Source organism: Mesorhizobium sp. M7A.F.Ca.US.005.03.1.1, from assembly GCF_003997975.1.
In the GTDB taxonomy this organism is placed as follows: domain Bacteria; phylum Pseudomonadota; class Alphaproteobacteria; order Rhizobiales; family Rhizobiaceae; genus Mesorhizobium; species Mesorhizobium ciceri.
On record NZ_RZRO01000083.1, the window covers coordinates 1 to 22,089 of the forward strand.

General features: G+C 63.3%; 22 protein-coding genes and 1 pseudogene. 11 read left to right on the forward strand and 12 right to left on the reverse strand.

Features of this window, described 5'->3' with window-relative positions; translation table 11 throughout:
• Nucleotides 1–1,272 (forward strand): hemolysin family protein (locus EN990_RS26530; protein ID WP_164766161.1); only part of this gene is annotated, 1,272 nt, incomplete at its 5' end.
• 28 nt (nucleotides 1,273–1,300) lie between these two features.
• Here EN990_RS26530 and EN990_RS26535 read toward each other — a convergent pair.
• Nucleotides 1,301–1,543 carry a hypothetical protein gene (locus EN990_RS26535; RefSeq protein WP_013530057.1) on the reverse strand — a complete coding sequence of 81 codons (243 nt, stop codon included), beginning with the start codon at nucleotides 1,541–1,543 and terminating at the stop codon, nucleotides 1,301–1,303.
• Between the two features lie 138 nt (nucleotides 1,544–1,681).
• Here EN990_RS26535 and EN990_RS26540 point away from each other — a divergent pair.
• Nucleotides 1,682–3,189 (forward strand): annotated as a pseudogene (locus tag EN990_RS26540) (winged helix-turn-helix domain-containing tetratricopeptide repeat protein).
• 54 nt (nucleotides 3,190–3,243) lie between these two features.
• On the opposite strand, the gene EN990_RS26545 reads toward EN990_RS26540, so the two are convergent.
• Nucleotides 3,244–3,840, reverse strand: a complete 597-nt coding sequence (locus EN990_RS26545) for a CGNR zinc finger domain-containing protein (protein ID WP_127369276.1) — start codon at nucleotides 3,838–3,840, stop codon at nucleotides 3,244–3,246.
• On the opposite strand from EN990_RS26545, the gene EN990_RS26550 reads away from it, so the two are divergent.
• Nucleotides 3,839–4,867 (forward strand): alpha/beta hydrolase, encoded by a 1,029-nt coding sequence (locus EN990_RS26550; RefSeq protein ID WP_245461003.1) that lies wholly within the window; start codon nucleotides 3,839–3,841, stop codon nucleotides 4,865–4,867. The two genes, EN990_RS26545 and EN990_RS26550, sit on opposite strands and share 2 nt — an antisense overlap.
• Before the next feature lie 10 nt (nucleotides 4,868–4,877).
• Here the strand turns inward: EN990_RS26550 and EN990_RS26555 are convergent, their stop codons facing one another.
• On the reverse strand, nucleotides 4,878–5,804 hold the full coding sequence (locus tag EN990_RS26555; RefSeq protein WP_013530053.1) for a DMT family transporter: 927 nt from the start codon (nucleotides 5,802–5,804) through the stop codon (nucleotides 4,878–4,880).
• A 287-nt stretch (nucleotides 5,805–6,091) separates the two neighbouring features.
• Between EN990_RS26555 and EN990_RS26565 the strand changes: the two genes are divergently transcribed.
• On the forward strand, nucleotides 6,092–6,892 hold the full coding sequence (locus EN990_RS26565) for an MBL fold metallo-hydrolase (RefSeq protein WP_245469210.1): 801 nt from the start codon (nucleotides 6,092–6,094) through the stop codon (nucleotides 6,890–6,892).
• A 60-nt stretch (nucleotides 6,893–6,952) separates the two neighbouring features.
• Here the strand turns inward: EN990_RS26565 and EN990_RS26570 are convergent, their stop codons facing one another.
• On the reverse strand, nucleotides 6,953–7,558 hold the full coding sequence (locus tag EN990_RS26570; protein ID WP_013530052.1) for an NADPH-dependent FMN reductase: 606 nt from the start codon (nucleotides 7,556–7,558) through the stop codon (nucleotides 6,953–6,955).
• A gap of 89 nt (nucleotides 7,559–7,647) precedes the next feature.
• Here EN990_RS26570 and EN990_RS26575 point away from each other — a divergent pair, with 89 nt between their 5' ends.
• A complete protein-coding gene (locus tag EN990_RS26575) occupies nucleotides 7,648–8,016 on the forward strand; it encodes a helix-turn-helix domain-containing protein (protein ID WP_024504168.1) in 369 nt (122 codons plus the stop codon).
• Nucleotides 8,017–8,167: 151 nt separating this feature from the next.
• Here the strand turns inward: EN990_RS26575 and EN990_RS26580 are convergent, their stop codons facing one another.
• From EN990_RS26580 to EN990_RS26590, 3 genes are all read right to left on the reverse strand, one after another.
• Nucleotides 8,168–8,371 (reverse strand): hypothetical protein, encoded by a 204-nt coding sequence (locus EN990_RS26580; RefSeq protein ID WP_081714341.1) that lies wholly within the window; start codon nucleotides 8,369–8,371, stop codon nucleotides 8,168–8,170.
• 116 nt (nucleotides 8,372–8,487) lie between these two features.
• Nucleotides 8,488–8,883, reverse strand: a complete 396-nt coding sequence (locus tag EN990_RS26585) for a hotdog domain-containing protein (RefSeq protein WP_013530049.1) — start codon at nucleotides 8,881–8,883, stop codon at nucleotides 8,488–8,490.
• A 367-nt stretch (nucleotides 8,884–9,250) separates the two neighbouring features.
• Nucleotides 9,251–10,192, reverse strand: a complete 942-nt coding sequence (locus EN990_RS26590; RefSeq protein ID WP_127370159.1) for a phosphoribosylaminoimidazolesuccinocarboxamide synthase — start codon at nucleotides 10,190–10,192, stop codon at nucleotides 9,251–9,253.
• Between the two features lie 238 nt (nucleotides 10,193–10,430).
• On the opposite strand from EN990_RS26590, the gene EN990_RS26595 reads away from it, so the two are divergent.
• The 3 genes from EN990_RS26595 to EN990_RS26605 are packed head-to-tail and all read left to right on the forward strand — an operon-like array spanning nucleotide 10,431 to nucleotide 14,169.
• A complete protein-coding gene (locus EN990_RS26595; protein WP_127384773.1) occupies nucleotides 10,431–12,047 on the forward strand; it encodes a GMC family oxidoreductase N-terminal domain-containing protein in 1,617 nt (538 codons plus the stop codon).
• Complete coding sequence (locus EN990_RS26600; protein WP_013530046.1) at nucleotides 12,044–13,255, forward strand: mandelate racemase/muconate lactonizing enzyme family protein; 1,212 nt, start codon at nucleotides 12,044–12,046, stop codon at nucleotides 13,253–13,255. The genes EN990_RS26595 and EN990_RS26600 overlap by 4 nt, the downstream gene beginning before the upstream one ends.
• Entirely contained in the window at nucleotides 13,252–14,169 is a 918-nt protein-coding gene (locus tag EN990_RS26605; RefSeq protein WP_127369569.1) for an NAD(P)-dependent oxidoreductase, read from the forward strand. The genes EN990_RS26600 and EN990_RS26605 overlap by 4 nt, the downstream gene beginning before the upstream one ends.
• Before the next feature lie 79 nt (nucleotides 14,170–14,248).
• On the opposite strand, the gene EN990_RS26610 is transcribed toward EN990_RS26605, so the two are convergent.
• Nucleotides 14,249–15,187, reverse strand: coding sequence for a diacylglycerol kinase family protein (locus tag EN990_RS26610; RefSeq protein WP_127369568.1), 939 nt, complete (start codon nucleotides 15,185–15,187; stop codon nucleotides 14,249–14,251).
• An 859-nt stretch (nucleotides 15,188–16,046) separates the two neighbouring features.
• Between EN990_RS26610 and EN990_RS26615 the strand changes: the two genes are divergently transcribed.
• The 3 genes from EN990_RS26615 to EN990_RS26625 all read left to right on the forward strand — a co-directional run bounded on the left by EN990_RS26615 (nucleotide 16,047) and on the right by EN990_RS26625 (nucleotide 18,290).
• The gene (locus EN990_RS26615) at nucleotides 16,047–16,481 is read left to right on the forward strand and encodes a hypothetical protein (protein ID WP_063172921.1); all 435 of its coding nucleotides are present in this window, start codon (nucleotides 16,047–16,049) and stop codon (nucleotides 16,479–16,481) included.
• A gap of 6 nt (nucleotides 16,482–16,487) precedes the next feature.
• Nucleotides 16,488–17,618, forward strand: coding sequence for a hypothetical protein (locus EN990_RS26620; RefSeq protein WP_127369567.1), 1,131 nt, complete (start codon nucleotides 16,488–16,490; stop codon nucleotides 17,616–17,618).
• Between the two features lie 150 nt (nucleotides 17,619–17,768).
• Nucleotides 17,769–18,290, forward strand: a complete 522-nt coding sequence (locus EN990_RS26625; protein ID WP_127388425.1) for a hypothetical protein — start codon at nucleotides 17,769–17,771, stop codon at nucleotides 18,288–18,290.
• A 33-nt stretch (nucleotides 18,291–18,323) separates the two neighbouring features.
• On the opposite strand, the gene EN990_RS26630 is transcribed toward EN990_RS26625, so the two are convergent.
• From EN990_RS26630 to EN990_RS26645, 4 genes are all read right to left on the reverse strand, one after another.
• The gene (locus EN990_RS26630) at nucleotides 18,324–18,854 is read right to left on the reverse strand and encodes a dihydrofolate reductase family protein (RefSeq protein WP_127370027.1); all 531 of its coding nucleotides are present in this window, start codon (nucleotides 18,852–18,854) and stop codon (nucleotides 18,324–18,326) included.
• 88 nt (nucleotides 18,855–18,942) lie between these two features.
• Nucleotides 18,943–19,575: a hypothetical protein gene (locus EN990_RS26635; RefSeq protein WP_127370028.1), complete on the reverse strand. Its 633-nt coding sequence runs from the start codon at nucleotides 19,573–19,575 to the stop codon at nucleotides 18,943–18,945.
• A 17-nt stretch (nucleotides 19,576–19,592) separates the two neighbouring features.
• Complete coding sequence (locus EN990_RS26640) at nucleotides 19,593–21,215, reverse strand: FAD-binding oxidoreductase (RefSeq protein WP_127370029.1); 1,623 nt, start codon at nucleotides 21,213–21,215, stop codon at nucleotides 19,593–19,595.
• 187 nt (nucleotides 21,216–21,402) lie between these two features.
• Nucleotides 21,403–21,645 (reverse strand): DUF1344 domain-containing protein, encoded by a 243-nt coding sequence (locus EN990_RS26645; protein WP_013530037.1) that lies wholly within the window; start codon nucleotides 21,643–21,645, stop codon nucleotides 21,403–21,405.
• Nucleotides 21,646–22,089: the final 444 nt, after the last annotated feature.

The window sequence follows — 22,089 nt, forward strand, 5'->3', positions numbered from 1 at the left end:
TGCGTGAACGGCCTTTTGTCGATGTCCGAGCTCGCCATCGTCTCGTCGCGCCCGGCCAGGCTGAAAGCGATGATCGACCGCGGCACCAATGGCGCCGGCCGCGCCCTTGATCTTGGCTCAAATCCCGGCAAGTTCCTGTCCTCGGTGCAGATCGGCATCACCTTGGTCGGCGTCCTCTCCGGCGCCTTTTCCGGCGCCACGCTCGGCGAACGGCTGGCGCAGTTCCTGGCTTCGACCGGCATCCGCGAGACTGTCGCCGACCCGCTCGGCGTCGGCATCGTCGTTGCTATCATCACCTATTTCTCGCTGATCGTCGGCGAGCTGGTGCCCAAGCAGATCGCGTTGCGTGATCCCGAGCGGGTCGCCGCCAGGGTCGCTCCGGCGATGACCATCCTCGCCACGGTGTCGGCGCCGCTGGTCTTCCTGCTCGACTTCTCCGGCCGCACCATATTGTGGCTGCTCGGTCAGCGCGGCGAAAGCGAGGAAAAGGTCACCGACGAGGAGATCAAGATGCTGGTCGCCGAGGCCGAGCATCACGGCACCATCGAATCCGACGAGCGGCGCATGATCGCCGGCGTCATGCGGCTTGGCGACCGCGCCGTGCGCGCGGTGATGACGCCGCGCACCGAAGTCGACTGGATCAATCTGCAATCCGACGAGGCGGCCATCCGCAAGCTGCTCATGGAAACCCAGCATTCGCGCCTGCCGGCAGGCGACGGCGGCGTCGACGTCATGGTCGGCGTCGTCCAGACGCGTGATGTGCTGGCCGCACTGCTTGCCGGCCGCGTGCTCGATCCGCGCAGGCATGTGCGCGCAGCCCCCATCGTCTACGACCAGGCCGACGCGCTCGATGTGCTGCAGAAGCTAAAGGAATCCGACGTGCCGATGGCGCTGGTGCATGACGAATACGGCCATTTCGAAGGCATCGTCACCCCGGCCGACATTCTGGAAGCCATCACCGGCGTGTTCCGCGCCGACACCGACGCCGGCGACGAGGAAAACGCGGTCAAGCGCGAGGACGGCTCGTGGCTGCTCGCCGGCTACATGCAGGCCGACGAGATGGCCGACATTCTCGGCATCGACCTGCCGGAAAACCGCGATTACGAAACCGTCGCCGGCTATGTGCTGTCGCATATGCACCATCTGCCGGCGACTGGCGAATGCGTCGACGCGCAGGGCTGGCGCTTCGAGGTGGTCGATCTCGACGGCCGCCGCATCGACAAGCTGATCGCCACCCGCCTGGCCGGCGCCCCTCGCGAGGCGGTGCGCTGACGGTCGACGCGATTTGCGGCATTTCGCTCTATCGTTCCCAGAAGGACTTGGCGATCTCTCCCTCGACCTGCTGTATCGTCAGGCCGATATCGTCGATCAGATGCGGATTGTCCTTCGACATTTGCCTGAGCTGCCAGCGAAAGCGTATCCGCTCGCGCCAAGTCCGATCGTGCCAGCTCGCGATGATGCTTCGCAGGGTCTTCAGGAGCCGGCGCGATGCCGGCCGCACAGGCGTTCCCGGCCGCGCTGCACAAGTGAGGGTATTGGTCATGGCAACCTCCATATGGTTTGAGGGCCTGGGCTCTCGATGGGGTTGAATTCTGCGCGATACGGACGGCGCCGTAATTAAGCCCTCCCAAATAGTTCCCAAAACTTCCAAACGAGCTAGAGCGGCCCTATAGATGCGCCTATGCAGGGATCGCGTTTTGCCTTTGGTCCGTTCGTGCTTGATCCGCGTGCGGGAACGCTGCTTCGGAACGATGTCCCCGTTGCCGTCGGCTATCGCGGGCTGAGCCTGCTTGCGGCACTCGTCGGGCGGCCCGGCGAAATCCTCGGAAAAGCCGAACTGATGGACGCCGCGTGGCCGGGCACGGCCGTCGAGGAAGGCAATCTCACCGTCCAGATCGCGCAGCTGCGCAAGCTGCTTGGCCCGTCGGCGACAACGGCGAATGGATATCCACCGTTCCGCGCGTCGGCTACCGTTTCACGGGGGCCGTCGAACAGCTGGGCGAGGCCAGGCGAAAACCCTTGCCGCTGCCCGACAAACCGTCGATAGCCGTGCTGCCCTTCGTCAATTTCAGCAACGATCCCGAGCAGGATCCCTTCGTGGATGGGTTGACGGAAGACCTGATCACCGACCTGTCCAGAATCTCCGGCCTGTTCGTCATCGCCCGCAACTCGACCTTTGCCTACAAGGGAAAAGCGATGGACGTGCGCGAGATCGCCGGGGATCTTGGCGTGCGCTACCTGTTGGAAGGCAGTGCAAGACGCGCCGCGGGGCGCGTGCGCATCAACGCACAGCTGGTCGACGCGATGAGTGGCGATCATCTGTGGGCGGAACGCTTCGATCGCGGCCTGGAGGATATCTTTGCCGTTCAAGACGAGGTGACGGCCAAGATCGTGGAAGCGCTGCTTGGCCGGCTGCGCGCGCCGCCGCCGCGCAATCGGCCGCGAAATCTGGAGGCCTACGACCTCTGCGTGCGGGCGCGAAAGCTGATCGACGACTCGCCGCAGATGGCGCAGGAAGCGCATCTGATGCTGACGCGCGCGGTGTCGCTCGATCCTGATTATGCCGAGCCCTATCGTTGGCTTGCCATGAACCACTGGATGGGACAGGTGCATTGGGGCGGACCAACCGAGGCTGCCCGCAGCGTTGCCCTGGAGCTGGCGCGCAAGGCGGTGGCGATCGATCCCAACGACGCCGGTTGTCGCTGGATCCTGGCTTATCTGCTTGCTTATGAGCGCAGCTTCACTGAAGCGGATGCGGAATTCGCCAAAGCGATCGAGCTCGACCCGAACGAGGCCGACACCTGGGCGGCATTGTCCGACATCGCGGTCCTGGCCGGACGGGTCGAAGAGGGCCTCGAGCACATCGGCAAGGCGTTCCGGCTGAACCCGTTTCCGGCGAGCTGGTACTATCTGACGCTCGGCCAGGCGCAATATGCGGCGCGCGACTACCAAGCCGCGATCGAGACGTTGCGCCGTGACGAGACCTATCGCACAAGCTCACGCCGTTTCCTGGCGGCAAGCATGGCCCAACTCGGCCGGCTCGACGAGGCGCGCGCAGAGGCTGAACTGTTCCTCGTCGGCAACCCGCATTTCACAACCCATCACTGGGCGACGACCGAGCCATTCCGCGACGCCGCTACGCTCGAGCATTTCGTCGATGGTTTTCGCAAGGCCGGTCTTCCGGAGTGACGCGCCGGCATCCGGCCCGCCCGCAGCAAAGGCGACGTGGTGCGCTAACCCAGTCTAGACGTCGGTATGATCTCGGTGGCGCGACACCTTCTCGCGGTTGCCGCAGGTGCGCATGCTGCACCAGCGCCGCTTGCCGCCTCGCGACGTATCGAGGAAAAGCCAGCCACAGCGAGGGCAGGAATGCAGCCTGTCGCGCGGCAGGGTGAAGAATGCTTCGATGGACAGCATGGCCAGCAACGCGGTGACGGCGTCCGGATCGCGCCACCGGCCAAGGGCAAGCTCCGGCCTGGTGCCATCCAGCTCGATAGACCCGGCGGCAAGCGAGCTTGCCGTGCGCGAGAACAACACGCCGAGCGGTTCGACCGCAGACGGTTTGCCCGCGGCGATTGGATCGAAAACCTGAAATGACGCCTCCCGCATTTCGCGGACCCCTTCCACGAACCGCCCATCCGCTATCTCGGCAACGGCCTGCGCCTGGCGATCGTCGGCAAGCCCTGAGGCGCTGAACCAGTTCGCAACATCCCGGACGGACTTGAAGAGTTCATTGTCTGCTGCCGGCGCCCGCCGGTCGAACACGGCGTTCGACAGGTCCAAAGCGGGATGCCCGCCTATGAAGTGATCCGGTACCCATTCGGTGTATGCATCGCCCATGGAACATAACCTCATTAACCGGATTATACGGTTACATGATGTAACCACTATCATACGGATACGTGGTGTCAAAGCCAGCGCGTCGCCAGATCGGCGCGGAACCCCTGGGAGGGAGAGGATGTGCAGCAATCGTTACAAGACCCGCCACGAAACCATCAATGTCGACGGCCTCGACATCTTCTACCGTCATGCCGGCGATCCCCGCAGACCGGCAATCCTGCTGCTGCACGGATATCCGACTTCGTCGCACGTCTATCGCAATGTCATCGAACCGCTGGCGGAGACAGCCTATGTGGTGGCGCCGGATCTGCCCGGTTTCGGCTTTTCGTCCGCCCCTTCCATCGATGCCTATGACTACACGTTCGACAACCTGGCCAGCACGATCGAAGCCTTCATCGAGGCCCTCGGCCTCCAGCGATTCTTCCTCCACATCACTGACTTCGGCACGCCCGTCGGCTATCATCTCGCCACACGGCGTCCGGATCGCATCCTCGGCCTGATCGCCCAGGACAGCAACGCTCATGACGAGGGGCTGGGACCGGAATGGGACGCGCCGAAGGCGTTCTTCGCCGAACCGACTGAAGAAAACCGCGCCAAACTGCCGGACTGGATGAATTTCGAGGGGACCCGAAACCAATATATCGGCGGTCTCCCCGAGCGTCTGAAAGTGTTGTTTCCGCCCGAGGGTTGGTATCTCGATACGGAGCGCCTGGCGAGGCCCGGCAACACCGACATTCAGTTCGAACTCTTCACCGATTATGGCTCGCACATCGCGCGCTTCCCGGCCATCCAGGCCTATCTCCGCGACCAACAGCCAGCATGCCTGGTGCTGTGGGGGCGCCACGACGCCTTCTTCGCGCTGGACGAGATCATGGCCTACAGCCGCGATCTCGACGCCGTCGAAATCCATGTCTTTGAGAGCGGGCACATGCTTCTCGAAACGCATCATCGCCAATGCGCGGCTCTCATCGCTCACTTCATGCACGAGGTGGAGACTGGGGTATTTCGCGATCCTGCGGGGCGTTGAACGTCGACGTTCAAACCGCCACTTCGATGGGCTCGGCAAGCCTGGGATTGGCCCGCGCGGCGATCAGGCAGCCGGCGACGATCAGGCACGCTCCCGTCAGCGTGGTCCAGGTCGCCTCCTCGCCGAAGAAGAACCAGCCAAGCGCGACCGCCCAGATGAAGGCCGAGTATTCCGTCGGGATCAGATATTGCGCTTCGGCGCGGGCGTAGGACCAGCTCATCAGGAATTGCCCGGCGAGCGACAGCACCGTCACCCCGGCCAAAGGAAGCCAAAGATCGCTCGGCAGGGCGACGGCAAGCCAGGGTGCCGCGAGGCCTAGCAGGATGGCAACGCAAAGGTTCTGGAACAGCATGATCTCGATCGGCTTGGCCAACTGCGCCTGTTGCCGGGCGAGGATCAGATTGTATCCGTAGAACACCGTCGACACGAGCACCGCTGCCGTGCCGAGCATGGCGTCCTGCGAATAGTCTGCCTGCCCGAACTGGCCGGCCATGATGATGGCGACGCCGGCGATGCCGGCCAACGATGCCCAGACAGCCTGGCGTCGGATCCGTTCGCCCAGCAGTAGCGCGGCGAGAAACAGCGCAAACAAGGGCGCCACGAAGCTGAGCCCGATCGCCTCCGCGAGCGGCAGCCTGGCCAAGCCCCAGAAGAAGGATATCAGCACGACGCCGACAATTGCGGCACGCAGCGCATGCAGCCTCAGCACCGGAATGGTCGGCTTTAAGCGTGGTCCCGCCAACCAGGCTGCGCCCGCGACCACGGCCGCGACCATGCTGCGCCACAGCAAGGTGTTGTAGACCCCGACCGCGATGACCAGGATCTTCATCGCCGCATCCATCCCGGACAGCAGGAAGATCGCAAGCGCGCATACGAGCACCGGGATCATCGGGGAAACGGCGCCGGTCAGGCTGGATGTCTTCACGGCTTCACTCATGTGACGGATCGCAGCCGGATATATCAGGGCAAAGGGCGCGACCAGATGGCAGCCCGGTCGATGTAGCAGTCCAACCCCGATTGGGCCGAGGCTATCGTGACATCAGGGTATCAGCACCATGCCGGCGAGTTGAACGAAACGGACCGCCTCGCCGACTGCATCATCCGGCCACGGCAGGCGACGCACGCACACATGGCACAGATCGAATTGACGGGGCGGGTTGCCGACGCAGCTGGCCCGTCGCATGTTGCCGGTTGTCTACAGACGGATCGGAAAAAATGCACCGCATGGCTTCGGGCGACCTTTATCAGACCTACGATCTTGGTGACTTGCGCATCACCTCCTTGCGCGATGGCTATGTCGACATGCCGATCGGACGGCTTCGGCAACCCGGCGACAAGCCGTTTGGCGATGAATTGCCGCAACAAGTCGCATTGGTTGATGGTCAACTCAGACTGTCCGTCAATGCCTTCGCGATTGACGATGGAGACGGAATCATCCTGATCGATACCGGTGCCTCGAACGCCTGGCATCCCACCATGGGCCGACTTCCCGAGGCGCTGGACGAAGCTGGCATCGATGCCGGACGAGTTCGTGCCGTCTGTTTCACCCACACCCATCTCGACCACATCCACGGTCTTGTGCTTGCCGACGGCCGCGACGCTTTCCCGCGCCTGGCGCGCTTGCTCGTTCCCGGGGAAGAACTTGGCTTTTTTCGCGCCGAAGTGCGGCTCGAACGATTTCACAGCATGGCGGAACCATTCGAGGCCGGAGACCGTATCGGGACAGATGTCGACATTGTCGAAGCCCATGGCCATGAAGCGGGACACAGCTGCTTTCGTGTTTCGAGCGGTGGCGAACGCATTCTGATTTGGGGCGACACCGTTCACGTCCCATCGCTCCAGTTCGATCGACCTGAGGTGACGTGGGAATTCGATGCCGATCAGGACCAGGCGCGCGAAAGCCGGTTGCGGTTGCTGGCGCTTGCTGCCGACGATCATTGTTTCGTTGCCGGCGCGCATCTGGATTCGCCCGGTGTCGGCCGCGTCGTCCGATCCGGCGCCAGCTTTCGGTTTGAGCCGTTATAATTGAAAAAGGGCGGCGCAAGCGCCGCCCCGGATCCTTGGGAGGATAATTCGAACCGGCGGTCAGGCCGCCTTGACTTCCTCGGCGACGGCGTCGGCCTGACGCGCTGCCTTGAGCACCTTGGCCCACCACGCAACGTCGTTGACCAGCGCCGTGGCGGCCTGGTTCAGATGCTCGAGGTCTTCCAGCTTCTTCTCGCCCTGGCGCACGGCGAGGAAATCGCCCCAGGCGATATGGACGGCCGACTTGACCGGCGCCATCTGCAATTCGACGGCATGAAGGCGGAGCTGTTCGACGGCGCGAGCGCCACCGACGCTGCCATAGCCGACGAAGCCGGCCGGCTTCTTGTTCCATTCATTGGCGGCGTAGTCGATGGCATTCTTCAGCACCGCCGTCGGGCCATGATTGTATTCGGCGGCGGTGAAGATGAAGCCGTCGAATTCGGCGACCTTCTTCTGCCAGCGCTGTGCCACTTCGTTCTGCGACGGCGCCCATGCGGAGGATGCGACCTCGTCGAAGAACGGCAGCGGGAAGTCGCGAAGGTCGACGATCTCGACATCGATGTCGGCATGCGACTTGGCGATCTTGGCGATCCACTGGGTTGGCACATCGGCGAAACGAGCGGCGCGCGTCGATCCGACGACGATGGCAATTTTGGGTTTGGACATAAGGGCTCTCCTTGCACGAAGTACTGGTATCATTTGGATACCTGCGCTATATGAGATACTGCAAACGCGATGCACAAGAAGGCACTTTTTTGTTACCGAGGCACCCACACCGCTCCGAAGACTGCCGCGCCATCTCGGAAATCCTGCAGCGCGTCGGCGACAAATGGACCGTTCTGGTCGTCGGCAAGCTGGGCGACGGACCGCTGCGTTTCAACGAATTGCGCGCAGCCGTCGGCGGCATCTCGCAGAAGATGCTGACCACCACCTTGCGCGGGCTGGAGCGTGACGGCTTCGTCACCCGCACCGTGTTTCCAACCATTCCGCCGCGCGTCGATTATGAGCTGACCGAGCTCGGCCACGAGCTGCTGATCCCCGTCAGCGCACTGAGCGAATGGGCGCGCGCCAACACCATGCGCGTCAAGGCGGCGCGCGAAAAATTCGACGGCGCCCGCGTCTGAAACCCTTTCGCCGCAAGGGATTCAGCCCCGCACGCAACATCCGGCTTGTCTGATCGGAAATTCTATCTCGGCTGCGCGGATCGTTGAACCGAATGCACGCGCCGGTTTGGCTGGCGGATTGCCGCTCATGCGGTCCCCTGACGGCTGCCGCTCAGGCTCCTGATGCGCGCACATCGCATCGCGCGGCGGCACAGGTATCACACCGTGCGCCCCGCTCGCCAGGAGCCTGTCCTCCACGCGTGCAGGCGACGCGCGAGATGTCTTCCTTCACCTCCGCGTAAGCGGTCACGCCGAGCAGGCAGGTCGTCGCGACCAGGGCCGCCACGAGCCAACCGTTCAGCAGATGTTGACGCATTGTCTCTCCTCCGATTGCAGCAGGATCGGGCATGGAGGCAACCGTTGGATGTCACGAAAAGCGCCTCCCGCACGGGCGCTGTTACAAATGACCAAGCCTGGGAGAAACGGCTTGCCTCAGCCTTCGGCGGGAACCGCTTTCGGCTTGCCCTCGCCATCCAGCGCCACCATGACGAAATCGGCATGGGTGACCTTCTCCATCAGGTCGGAGAGGTAGCGCTGCGCCCAGGCCTCGACCTTGAGCGTCATCGAAGTGCGGCCGACGCGCTCGACATGGGTGTAAATGCACAGCGTGTCGCCGATCTTCATCGGCTTGGCGAACGACATCTCTTTCACCGCCGCCGTCACGACGCGGCCCTTGGCGCGCTCGGCGGCGCGGATGCCGCAGGCCAGATCCATCTGCGCCATCACCCAGCCGCCGAAGATGTCGCCCGCCGCATTGGCGTCCGAAGGCATGGCCAGGGTGCGCAGCGTCAGATCGCCAAGCGGCCGTCCTTCAGCGTAGTGCACCATGCGAGAAATCCTTCGAGACTGGCTGCCCTCGATCCCGTATCGTCACGGCGCCAGAAGGTCAACGAGCCACGGCATGGCCACAGGCTCGGACTGGCAAAAGACCTGCGACAGCCGGCGCGCGGTGTCGGCAGCCTTTTTGCCGGGCAGCTTTTTCACGATAGGAATTTTTTCTTGACTGGGTGCCCTCAGCTATGGTACATTTTTGCCTATGGTGCTGATTTGCGCCAGTGACCCGCCGCACAGGCGGGTTTTTCGTTTGCTCCGTCAGCCAACACACCGGCGAAGGTTTCCGAGGACCGGTTAACCCGAGTTCGTAGACCCTGGGCATGGCCATGGGACGGCAGTTCGCATCACCGGCGAAGGTCGATCAGAAATAGCGCCTGAGGTTCGTGCGAATACGATCGAGCACGCTGTCCCCGGAAAGGTCCGGCGAGAATTCCTTGCCGGTGATCGCCTCATAAGCCTGCGCGTAAACCCGCGAGGCCTGTTCGACGATCTCGGCCGGTATCTCAGGTATCGGGTCGCTGTAGGGGTTGCAGCGCGCCGAGACCCACGACCGGACGAAATCCTTGTCAAAACTCTCCGGCCGGCTGCCGTCGGCGAGCGCCCGTTCGTAGCTCGATGCGATCCAGTACCGGCTGCTGTCCGGGGTGTGGATTTCATCGGCAAGAATGATGGTCCCGTTCCTGTCGGTGCCGAATTCGTACTTCGTGTCCGCCAGGATCAGGCCGCGCTCGGTGGCGCGCTGCTGGCCGCGGGCGAACAGCCGCAAAGCGTAGCCGGACACGGTGTCCCACTGCGCCTGCGTGAGAAGACCCTGTTCGAGGATCTCGGCTTTCGACAGCGGCTCGTCATGGCCGCCATGCGCGGCCTTGCTGGTCGGCGTGATGATCGGCTCGGCCAGCTTTTCATTGTCGCGCAGGCCGTCCGGCAGGCGGATACCGTACATGTCGCGGTCGCCGCGCTTGTAGCGCGTCAGGATCGAGGTGCTGGTGGTTCCCGCCAGATAGCCGCGCACGACGATCTCGACCGGCAGGATGTCGAGCCTCGTGCCGACGACGGCGTTCGGGTCGGGGTATTCGAGAACATGGTTCGGACAGATATCGGCGGTTTCCTCGAACCAGTAGCGCGCCGTCTGGGTCAGTATCTCTCCCTTGTAGGGGATCGAAGTCAGGATGATGTCGAAGGCACTGAGCCGGTCGGTGGCGATGATGATGCGCCGGCCATCCGCCAGATCGTAGTTTTCGCGGACCTTGCCGCTGTAGTGGCCCGGCAGTTCGGGAATGAACGCGTCAGGGAGGGTCCGCATATGATTTCCTGCCTTCCGCAGAGTGGCCAGAGCATAATTCCGAAAAGTTATGCGCCAAGATAGTGCCATCGCATAGGCTGTCGGGACGATAGATATCAAGCGCGATTGTCGGGAATCCCCGCAAACCTGATCGGTTCGACGGTCGCTTTTTTCACAACTGATGCCGGATGGCGCGGCGACTTCGGAATGCCGTCGCGTCTAGGCTGCAGCCAATTTTTCGGAGCCTCCCATTTCCATCATGCAGACCTATGATTTCATCATCGTCGGCTCCGGCTCGGCCGGCTCGGTCCTGGCTGAAAAACTGTCGGCCTCGGGGCGCTTCTCGGTGCTGGTGCTGGAGGCCGGCGGCAGCGACCGCCGCTTCTACGTGCAGATGCCGCTCGGCTACGGCAAGACCTTCTTCGATCCCGACGTCAACTGGAACTACAAGGCCGAGCCGGACCCGGGGCTCGCCGGCAATGCCGACCACTGGCCGCGCGGCAAGCTGCTCGGCGGTTCGAGCTCGATCAACGCCATGGTCTGGATCAGGGGCGCGCGCGAGGATTTCGATGCCTGGGCCGCCGCCGGCAATCCCGGCTGGGGCTATGACGATCTGCTGCCCGCCTTCAAGGCGCTCGAGGACAACCAGGCCGGCGCAGACCAATGGCGCGGCGTCGGCGGCCCGCTGCATGTCACAGACTGTTCGGGCGCCGTCCACCCGCTGACCAAACGCTATCTCGCCGCCGGCCAGCAGGCCGGCCTGCCCTTCAACCCGGATTTCAACGGCGCTGCCCAGGAAGGCGTCGGCGTCTACCAGATCTCGACCCGCAACGGCCGCCGCATGTCGGCGGCGCGCGCTTTCCTGCGCCCGGCGATGAAGCGCGCCAACGTCCGCGTCGAGATGAAGGCGCTGGCGACCAGGGTGCTGTTCGAGGGCAAGCGCGCCGTCGGTGTCGAATACCAGCAGAACGGCGAGACGAAGTCGGCGCGTGCCGGCCGCGAAGTCATCCTGTCGGGCGGCTCGGTCAACTCGCCGCAATTGCTGCAGCTGTCCGGCGTCGGGCCCTCCGCGCTGCTGAAAGGCCTGGGCATCCGGATGGTCCAGGCCAACGAGAATGTCGGCGCGCATCTGCAGGATCATGTCGGCATCAACTACACCTTCAAGGGCAAGCTGCCGACGCTCAACCAGACGCTGCGTCCCTGGTGGGGCAAGCTGCTGGTCGGCATGCAATATATCCTGACCCGTTCGGGCCCGCTGTCGCTGTCGATGAACAATGCCGGCGGCTTCTTCCGCACCGACCCGGCGGCGACGCGGCCCAACATGCAGCTCTATTTCCAGGCATTCTCGACCGTCATTCCCAAGAGCGGCGAGCGTCCCATCCTGACGCCCGACCCATGGCCGGGCTTTTCCATCGGCCTGTCCAACTGCCGCCCGTCGAGCCGTGGCGAGATCATGATCCGCTCGGCCAATCCGCGCGAGTACCCCAGGATAACGGCCAATGCCTACTCCACCAATGCCGATGTCGAGGAGATGCTGGCGGCGGTGAAATTCGTCCGCAAGATCGCCTCGATGCCTGCCATGGCCGAGATCATCGAGGAAGAGGTTTTGCCAGGCCCGTCAATCACTTCCGATGCAGACCTGATTCAGGATTTCAGGAAGCGCTCGGGCACCGTCTATCATCCGGTCTCGACCTGCCGCATGGGGCCCGATCCGGCGCGCGCCGTCGTCGACCCGCGTCTCAAGGTGCACGGCATCGACGGTCTGCGCGTCATCGACGCCTCGATCTTCCCCGACAACATCACCGGCAACACCAACGCCGCCTCGATCATGACCGGTTGGAAGGGCGCCGAACTGGTTCTGGAGGACCAAAAATGAAGATCACCGACGTCAAGACCTGGGTTGTCGACAATCCGCCGCCCGGCATCGGCGGCAAGTATTTCATCTTCGTCAAGTTGACCACCGATGGCGGCGTCGTCGGCTATGGCGAAGCCTACAACGCCACCTTCTCCGCCCATGTTACCGCCCGGATGGTCGAGGACATGGCCGAGCGCTATCTCGTCGGCCGCGATCCGCACGACATCGAGAACTTCTTCCGCCGCGCCTATTCGTCCGGCTTCACCCAGCGGCCCGACGTGTCAGGCATGGGCTGCTTCTCGGCGCTGGAAATGGCCTGCTGGGACATCATCGGCAAGGAGGCCGACAAGCCGGTCTACAAACTGCTCGGCGGCCAGGTGCACGAAACGCTGCGTTCCTACACCTATCTTTATCCGCACACCGGCAGCGTCCACTCCGAGGATGCGCACGGCAAGAACGTCTACAACGACCCCGATCTCGCCGCCGCCTGCGCGCTCGAATATGTCGAACAGGGGTTCAACGCCGTCAAACTGGACCCGGCCGGCCCCTACACCGCCTTCGACGGCCACCAGCCGCGTCTTGTCGATATCGACCTGTCCACCCGCATGATCAAGGCGATCCGCGAGGCGGTCGGCACCCGCGCCGACATCCTGTTTGGCACGCACGGCCAGTTCACAGCGTCCGGCGCGCTGCGCATGGCGCGCGCCATCGAGCCCTATGATCCCTTGTGGTTCGAGGAGCCGGTGCCGCCTGACATGCCCGAAGTCATGGCGCAAGTGGCCCGCGCGACCTCGATCCCGATCGCCACCGGCGAACGGCTGACCACCAAGTTCGAGTTCGCCCGCGTCATCGAGAACCGCGCCGCGACCATCCTGCAGCCGGACCTCGGCCGCTCCGGCGGCATTCTCGAAACCAAGAAGATCGCGGCGATGGCCGAGGCCTACCACATCCAGATCGCCCCTCACTGCTATTGCGGGCCGATCGTCGGTGCGGCCAACATCCAACTGGCGGTGACGCTGCCCAACTTCCTCATCCTGGAATCGCTGAAGCAGTGGGACGGTTTCCATGCCACGCTCTTGAAGAAGAAGATCGAGTGGCAGGACGGCAATGTCATCCCCTCGAAGGAGCCCGGCCTCGGCGTCGAGCTCAACGAAGCGGTCTGCGACGCGCATCCCTATACGGGCAAGGACCTGCATTTGCAGATGATGCAGACCCCGCTGATGCCGTGAGCGAAAGCTACGCCTTCATCGGGCTTGGCCATCTCGGCGGCAACCTTGCCGCCAGCCTGATCCGCAACGGCTTTGCCGTCACCGTCTTCGACCGCGATCCGGCCGCCGCTGAGCGCCTGGTGGCGCTCGGCGCCACCGCCGCGAGCAGCCCGGCCGAGGCCGCCGGCCGGGCCGGCAATGCCATCACGTGCTTGCCTTCGCCCAAGGTCAGCGAAGCGGTGCTGGCCGGACCCGGCGGATTGCTAGAGGGCCTTCCCAAGGGCGGTACCTGGATCGAGATGTCGACCAACGGCCGCGACGAGATTCTTCGCCTTGCGGCCCTCGCCTCGGCCAGGGGCGTCGAGACGCTGGAATGCCCGGTCACCGGTGGCGTGCATCTGGCGGCGGCTGGCAAGATCACCGCGCTGGTCGGCGGCGATCCAGCGCTCTACGAACGTCATCGGCCGGCCATCGAGGCGATGTGCGCAAAGTCGTTCCTGATGGGTCCGGTCGGCTCGGCGGCGGTGATCAAGGTGATCACCAACATGCTCGCCTTCATCCATCTCGTCGCCGCCGGCGAGGCGCTGATGCTGGCGAAACAGGGCGGGCTCGACCTCGCCCAGTCCTACCATGCCATCTCAGCCTCCTCCGGCAACAGCTTCGTCCATGAGACCGAAAGCCAGCTCATCTTGAACGGCTCCTACGACATCGGCTTCACCATGGACCTGGCGCTGAAGGACCTCGGCTTCGCGCTGGCGATGGGCAGGGAATTCAGACTGCCGCTCCAACTGGCGCCGCTTGTGAGTGAGATTTTCCAGATGGGCAAACAGGAATATGGCGGCAGCGCCTGGTCCACCCAGATCGTCAAATTGCTCGAGGATGCCGTCGATACCGACCTGCGCGCGCCCGGTTTTCCGGCCAAGCTGGAACTCTGACATCAGCCAGTTATCAAGCGATTTCAGGACGTTGGATTGATGGGCGGATTCATCTGAATCAATCTGTCAACGGCTTGATTCAGTATCTGAGCGTCAATGCACCCGGCAGGATCTCGAAGGTCGCGGGTATGCGTCCCGGCGACTCGCCGTCTATATCGACCAGGGCGCCACTCTCTGACGCATCGCCGAGCGGCTCGACCACCACTTTCCTGCCGCGCAGGATGGTGATCGCCGGATGGTTGCGGTGCCGGCCGCCATAGAGCAGCCGGATGTCCCAGATCAGCTTCAGCTTGCCGGCGGCGCGCAGGATGACGATGTCGAACTGCCCGTCGGTGATTTCGGCATCCGGCGCGATCATCATGCCGCCGCCGAAGAACTTTCCATTGGCGACCGCCACCAGCGCCATGCGCGCTTCGACGGGTGCGCCGTCGTCGACCGTGATCCTGACGTCCTGAAAACGGTAGCGGATGAACTCCACCACGGTGCGCCACAGGAACAGTGCCTTGGCCGACATCCTGCCCTTGCGCTTGTCGGCATTGACGGCGCGGTCGGTGGCGCCGGACAGGCCGAGACTGGCGATGTTGATGAAGTGCCGGCTGGCCAGCGCGCCGTGATCGTCGATGTAGCCGATGCGCCCGGCATCGACCTTGCGACCCTTGGCTTCGGCCAACCGCTTCAGCACGGCATCCACCTCTTTCGGCAGGCCGAGCCCGCGCGCGAAATCGATGCCGGTGCCGCACGGCAACAGGCCAAGTTCAGTGATCCGGCCGCTCTCCTGGGCCGCCTGCAGAAGCCCGTCGGCCACTTCGCTGGCGGTGCCGTCACCGCCGGCCGCAATCACCAGATCGAAGCCAATCATTGCGAGATCGATTGCCAGCCTTTCGGCATCGCCTTCGGCCTGCGTTTCGCGCAGCTCGAATTCGCCGAAATGCTTTTTCAGCGACACGGCAACATCAGGCCAATGCCGTTTCAGCCGGCCGCCACCGGCAATCGGGTTGAGAACCACTCCGACTTTCAAAATACCCGCCCTCCCCGGCGCCGGACATGCAGGTCCGATCCTTTGCCGGCATTGAAGCCCGCGACCACCGGCGGAGCAAGGGGCGCTGTCGGCTCGTACGCAAAAAAGCGGGCGGGCTGTCTAAAGCAGCCGGCGCTCGAATTCCCCGGTTTGTGGCTAACGATCCCCGGTAATCCCGCTATCCACAGGGCAGCGGCCATTCCCCAGGACCCTTACTCGGCGTACATTAAACCCATCTCAGGCGGCTACCGATCATCAAGCCGAAAGGCGAAGTGAAAGGCGGATTTCCTGAGGCCCGTACGGCCCGAAGCGAGAGCAGGCTTGCCTGTTTCGAGGGACGGAGCCGAGACCTACGGGGCCGCGGAAAGCGTGCCAACGCCGACGGCGGACCGATGCTGCCATGAAGGACGGCAAAAACCTTCGATGGTGCGCAGGGCAAAGCTCGCAAGGGTGGAGACCGGCGTGGTCCCGAACGGACGCTGCTCTCGGGCGGCGGACTGGCAGGACCGTCAAAATCAAGGCCGGCAAGGCGCGACGACTTTACGGAAGTTGCTGCCGCGACCGTGTCCTGATCTGACAGGGAGGCGCTGGGAGAAATCCCGGCGCCGACTGTCTTTTTGGCCCCCCGATGCCCTTTGGCGGCGATCTTGCGAGCGCCGCTTCTCCACGCGCTAAAATCGGTTAGTATCGCCTGGTCAGAGCCCGTTTGAAAACGCGCTCTGCCGAGTCGGATGGCGTGGTTTTCGAGAACCGAAGCGTAGCGGACCTTTGAGTCCGTGAGCATCGGAAGCGCAGAAAACCGCGTCAGGCGGCCGGCAGAGTAGCGTTTACAAATGGGCTCGTAGAAGGGGGATACTTCATGACGCTCATCCAGAAGCTTGCCGTTGCCTATGCTTTCCTGTTCTTCGGCGTCGTCGCCATCGGCTACATACCGGCGTTCAACGATGCCAACGGCAATCTGTTCGGCCTTTTCTCGCTGCAATGGTATGACGACCTGCTGCACGCCTTCTCCGGCGTCTGGGCGCTGGCCGCCGCCTTCATCTCCCACCGCCAGGCAGTGTTCTATTTCAAGCTGTTCGGCTCGGTCTACCTGTTCGACGGCGTGCTCGGGCTGGTCACCGGTTCCGGCTGCCTCGACGCCGGTATCTTCATCAACGGCTTCCGCTCTCTCAACGATATCGAATTCCCGGCCCGCTTCTTCGCCAACCTGCCGCACATCGTCATTGGCGGCTTCGCCGTCTATGTCGGCTTCCGGCTGGCCAGGCGCGTACACGACCACTTCGCCACGGCCTGACCAGGCATGTTCCTGTTCCGCTGGCTGAAGCGCATCATCAAGACGATCCTCTGGCTGATCGTCGTCGTCATCCTCATCCCGATCGCCGGGCTGAGCTACGGCTTCCTGACGACGTCGTCGCTCGACAAGACGCCGCTGCCCGGCATTGCCGACGGCGCGCCGCCCAAGGCGCTGGCCGACAAGGTCCGCGCCGAGATCCCCGGCTACCAGCGGCCGGAGGAATCGACCTTCCTGACCTATCCGGAATGGGCGATCGTCTACGCCGCGCGCGAATATGCCGGCTTCGTCGACAAGGAGCAACCGAGCGGCTTCCCCTACTGGTCCTATATCGGCCGCTTCTGGCAGGACTACGCCATGGTCATCCGCGCCAGCGCTCCCTACAAGTTCAACTACGCCAACCACCAGATGCTGGTCATCATCGGCACCAGCCACTCGATCGAGCATATCCTGCAGTGGGCCTATGAGAACACGGTCGGCCGCATCACCGAGGCGACGACGGCCAAGCGCACCGCCGCCGACATTTATCAGGCCAAGGTGGCGGCGGACTATGCCGCGTTTCTCGACCAGGTGCCGTGGTATCAGTTCCCCTATGCCGACAAGCGCGCCGGCCTGTTTGCCGTGCAGTCGGCGCCGGGCGACAGCTCGATCCGCACCAGCGAACGCAAGCTGGCGTTCGGCCTCGCCGACACCATCAAGCAGGGCTATGCCGACCTGATCAAAAAGGCCCTCGCCGCCACAATGGACCCCGCCTTGCTCGACATCCATGTCTGGGCCAAGGGACCCGTCGGCGAAGCCACGCGCAACGAGCCCGACACCTTGCTCGAACGCGACATGGGCGCTGACGGCACGATCTTCGTCACCAGGCGCTATCAGGTCTTCACCGAAATGATCCCGCGGCTGATCGACAAGGGCGTGTCCTTCGTCGAGTTCGGCGGCAATGACGAGATCATGGTCACGGTGCTCTCCACCGATACGATCGCCGTTCCCGAAGGCATGCGCATCCTGTTCAGCTATCCGCTGCCGGCCGATCAATCCACGCGCCGCACCGGCATGGTCGTCGCCGTGCGTAAGCTGCATCTCGTGCTGCCGGCGCTGATCAAGTCCGGCGCCAGGCTCGAACACGTCTACGATTACTGAGGCCTTTCGGTCACGCCCGGCCAAGATTAGGCATTTCCTGGCCTCCGCCACGCCCATTCCACAATCGCGGCCAAATCCCGCCTTGTTCGCGCGCGAAGGAATGGGAAGAAATGGAAGGGCTGCCGGGGGGCATCTCGAAGGGACAAGACCGTGATCAAGACCGCCCTTGTCGCCATGACCATTGTCGGCTGCGACTGCGACGCCAAGCTTTGCGAATATATCGGCGAGACGCCGGCCAAATGGTCGACCGTCGCCGAGTGCGAAGCCGCGATGAAGAGCCAGATGCTGCACGAGCGCAATTTCAACTATCCGCTCGTCTCCGGCATTTGCCGCACGAAGGGTTCGTCGTCCTCCTCGCAACTGGCCGCGACCGCATCCCGCCCGGAACTGAAGCCCGCCAGCCGCGTCGTCAGAACCGAAAGCCCGCTGCCGCCGGAACTCAGCCACCGGCCGAGCATCTCGGTCGGTTCGCCGACGACCGCCATGGAAGCCGACGCCGCCCGGCCCGTTGCCTATGAACAGGTGGTCGATGGCGGAACCGGTGTGCTCTATCGCACCAAGAGCGGCTACGCCGTGGTCAAGACCGATCTCGGCCGCGCCGCCTTGGCAACCGCCGACGCCGCGAAGCGCTCTGTGAACTGGCTGGCTGGCCTGATGCCGAAGGGGCTGTAGGCCCGCTGGCGTCTCGGTTCGACGACCGCGTGATCAGGCAGGCACATAGGTCAACCTGATCACGTCGTCGCCAATCAAATCGCTGGCCACAAAGCGAAGCGGCGGCCGGGGGCCGGCGAAGAATGGCTTGCCATGACCAAGCACGAACGGATGGAGGTAGAGTTGGTACGCATCGACAAGACCAAGGTCGGTCAGGCTTCGCGCCAGGCCTGGTCCAGAAACTGAAATCTCCCCGACGAGCTCAGCCTTAAGCCCGCGTATCACCGCCTCGACGTCATCCGCGACAAGTGTTGCGTTAGGGCCGGCCGACTTCAGAGAGCGCGACACAACCCACTTCGGTTGGCTCCGCCACGCCGTCGCAAATTCATGCGCCTCCGCGCTCCACTCAGCATGGTCTTCGTCCCAATAGCGCATGACCTCGTACATGCCGCGACCGTACACACTGCCGCTCAGATTGCGCACTTGCTCTATCCAGTGACGAAAGATCGTCGGGCCCGACGGCATTTTCTGGTGGTCGACATAGCCGTCGAGTGACTGGTTCATTCTGAAAATGAGCTTCGCCATGCTGCAGGATCTCCAACCCAGGGTCTTCAGAATAACTTGAGCCGCCGTTACGCAAAACCCCAGCCGAAATCCAAACTGAGACACGATCCTAGTCCGGCCTGAACCTGACTTTCAGGCTCTGCCAGAACTTGTCGACAAGCGGCTTTTCGGTCGCTGCATCCTCGCCGGCAATGCGGGTGATGAACAGCAGCCCCCGATCGGCCAGGCCGAAGCCGACGATCTCGAAATCGGCGGTGTCGGTGCGTGTCTTCACCTCGGCCCGGATCCCGGTCAATTCCTTGCCGTCGGCGAGTTTGCGCGTGGTCGGCCCCTGCGTCAGCTTGGCGCCGGCCTGCACCGATTCCCTGGTCATCTCCTGCAGCATCAATTGGTTGAGCGACACCGGATTCATGGCGCCATACTCCTGCACGACGACAATCGTGCCCAGCGCCGAGGCCATCAGATACTGCGTGATGTCATCGCCGAGATCGGTCTTGGTCACCGAAATGCCGCTGGGGTGGACGAAGGAAAAATCGCTGCCGGAAAAGGTAGCGAAGTCGTTGCGCGCGAGCGTCACCTTGCTCTGCTTGCCGCCGGGCAGCGTCACATCGGCGCTCTCGCCGGGATCGATATCGACCGTCACGCCGTCGATGGTCAGCTTGAAGGCCTTGAGATCCTCGCCTCCGGCCGGTCCGGCGCACAGCGCGATGAGGGTGAGTGCCGCCGCCGATACCATCCGCATGGCTGTTCTCCTGCTTCTTACGACACCCCGCTCAGCGCCTTGATGGCACGGTAGAAGGTCGAGGAAAACAGTTCCGTTGGGTCATACTGCCGCTTCGCCGCCAGGAAGGCCGGCAGTTCGGGATAGGAGGCCAGCAATTCCCTGGCCGTATAATGCAGCTGGTAAGGCAGGAAGAAGCGCCCGCCATGCTTGATCGTCACGTCGATCAGCGCCCGCGTCAGCGCCCGCATCCTGGCATTGCCGTCGGCATCGGTCGGCTGGTTGACGTAGAGCACCAGCGAATAGGCCGGCTCCGGCGCGTAGGTCAGCGCCACATCCTCCCTGTGGACGATGCGCACCGAAGCATTGAGCACCGGCAGCGTCTGGTTGCGCAGGATCTCGCGCGCTTCCGCGATGAATTCGACATAGGCGGCACGCGGAATAAAATATTCGTGCAGGATGTCGGTCTCTTCCATCTGATCGTTGAACAGATAGGGCACCGAATCGTGCATCGGGTTGTTGCGGGTGACGAGACAGGCCTCGCCCTCGGCCATGGCCGAGGTGCGCGCCACCGTGCAGCTTTCGAATTTCGGCTCCAGTGTCTTTTCGGTGAACCACTTCAATTCCTGGAACAGGCTGCCCCATTTCGCCAGGTTGATGATCACCCGCTTCAACCCGACCGATCCCGGTTCGCCGATCTCGGGCTGATCGGCCGGCGGCCGCTCGGCCACCTTGTCGTAACGGTAGACGATCATGTCCTCGAGGAAATTGCCGGGCGCCGTCGACAGATGGCCGTAGAACAGGCCGATATCCTTGTTCGGCTCCAGCACCTTGGCGAAGAATTCCGGAAAATCGTCCGATTTGATGATTTCGCGCGAGGTGCGGTAGACGGCGTTGTCGACGATATCGAGCGTCGCCTCCAGCACCACGCCGAACAGGCCGTAACCGCCGACGACGTGGCGGAACAGGTCGGTGTTCTCGATGGGCGAGCAGGTCGTCACCGAACCGTCGGCCAGCATCACCCGCATCGAGCGGATCGAGCCCGCCACCGAACCCGCCTGGTGGTCCATGCCATGCGCATTGACCGACAGCGAACCGCCGACCGAGAAGATGTCGGTCGACTGCATCGCCTTCACCGCGAAGTGCGGATGCAGAAGGTTCTGGATGTCGTGCCAGCGCGCGCCCGGCTGCAAGGTCATGGTCTTGGCCGCCGCATCGACGGTGACCCTGTTGAACTTTCTGAGGTCGAGCACCAGCGCGTTGTCGTCGAAGGCATGCCCGCCCATGGAATGGCGGATGGCGGCCAGCGATATTTTCAGCCCATTGGCACGCGCGAAGGCCAGGGCCTTGGCGATGTGCTCGTCCCCGCTGACCTCGACCACGCCGTAGACCGGCGTCATCGACAGGCCGCTGGCATCGTTGATGTCACCACCCTTTGCCGACCAGGGCAGTGACGCATCGAAGGCCGGCGCATTGTCCAGCGGCTTCAGAGGCAGCGCGAAGCCGTCTATATCGGCTATCCGTCCTGCGTTCTTCGGCCCCGAAGGTCCGCGTGCCAGCCGCGCCACCGTGTTGCCGCCCCACAGCACCGCGCCGCCGACGACGGCCGCACCCAGCAGCAATCGCCGCGACAGGCGAAACCCTTTTTGCTCGTCGGCCATGACTATCCCCCGCTGGCCAAGGGATAGCGCGGCTCTTTGGCAAAAACCATAGCGGCGCCGCCGGGACGGCGTTTTGCCTGGCGTCGAGGGTGGAGGGCACGAAATGGCCGGTCCCCTGAGGACCGGCCAGAATGGAACAGGGCCTGAAATTGCGTCAGCAGGCTTGCCGACGAACGACGCTGACGCCTTACGAGGCCTTCTTGATCGACGTCACGATGCCGGTCTTGTCATCGACGGTCACCGCCACCTTGGCGCCGACCTTCAGTTTCCCGATCGTCGCTTCGGGCGACAGCTGGTAGATCTTGCCGTCGTCGAGGGTGATCGACTTGGTCGTCGGATCGACGGCCTGAATGGTGCCCTGAACGGTCGCGGCATAAGCGGTGCCGAGGAAGGCGAGCAGAGCAGCGGTGGTTGCGAGGGTCTTCTTCATTGGTAAGCACTCCGTGCTGTTTCACTTTTCCGGACCGCCGCCTTGGGAAACGACAGCACCGGACGGCCTGAAACTGGACGGAAAGCGCACCCTCCGCAAATCACATTGGGTGAATTTTCGCAAACAATATCATAGGCTTAATTCCGACACATTATCTGCGACCTAGATCATTTCAGGCCGCTTCGGCTCCCCCAATGAACGCACTTCTGTCCGCGAAAAGAGTCACTTGGCCGATTGTGACGGGCGGCTTTCGATCACCACGCAGCCGCCGCAATCCATCTCGGGCGGCATCACGAAACAGAGCGCTGACCGATCGTCGATACACATTTTGTCTCGCGGATCAGTTCAAAAACCGCCACGCCAACGCTGATCAAACTCGCGCTACGGTTGCAAACCGACGTCGAATGCGGGATGGTGTCGACCGTTGACATGAAGGGGGGCCTT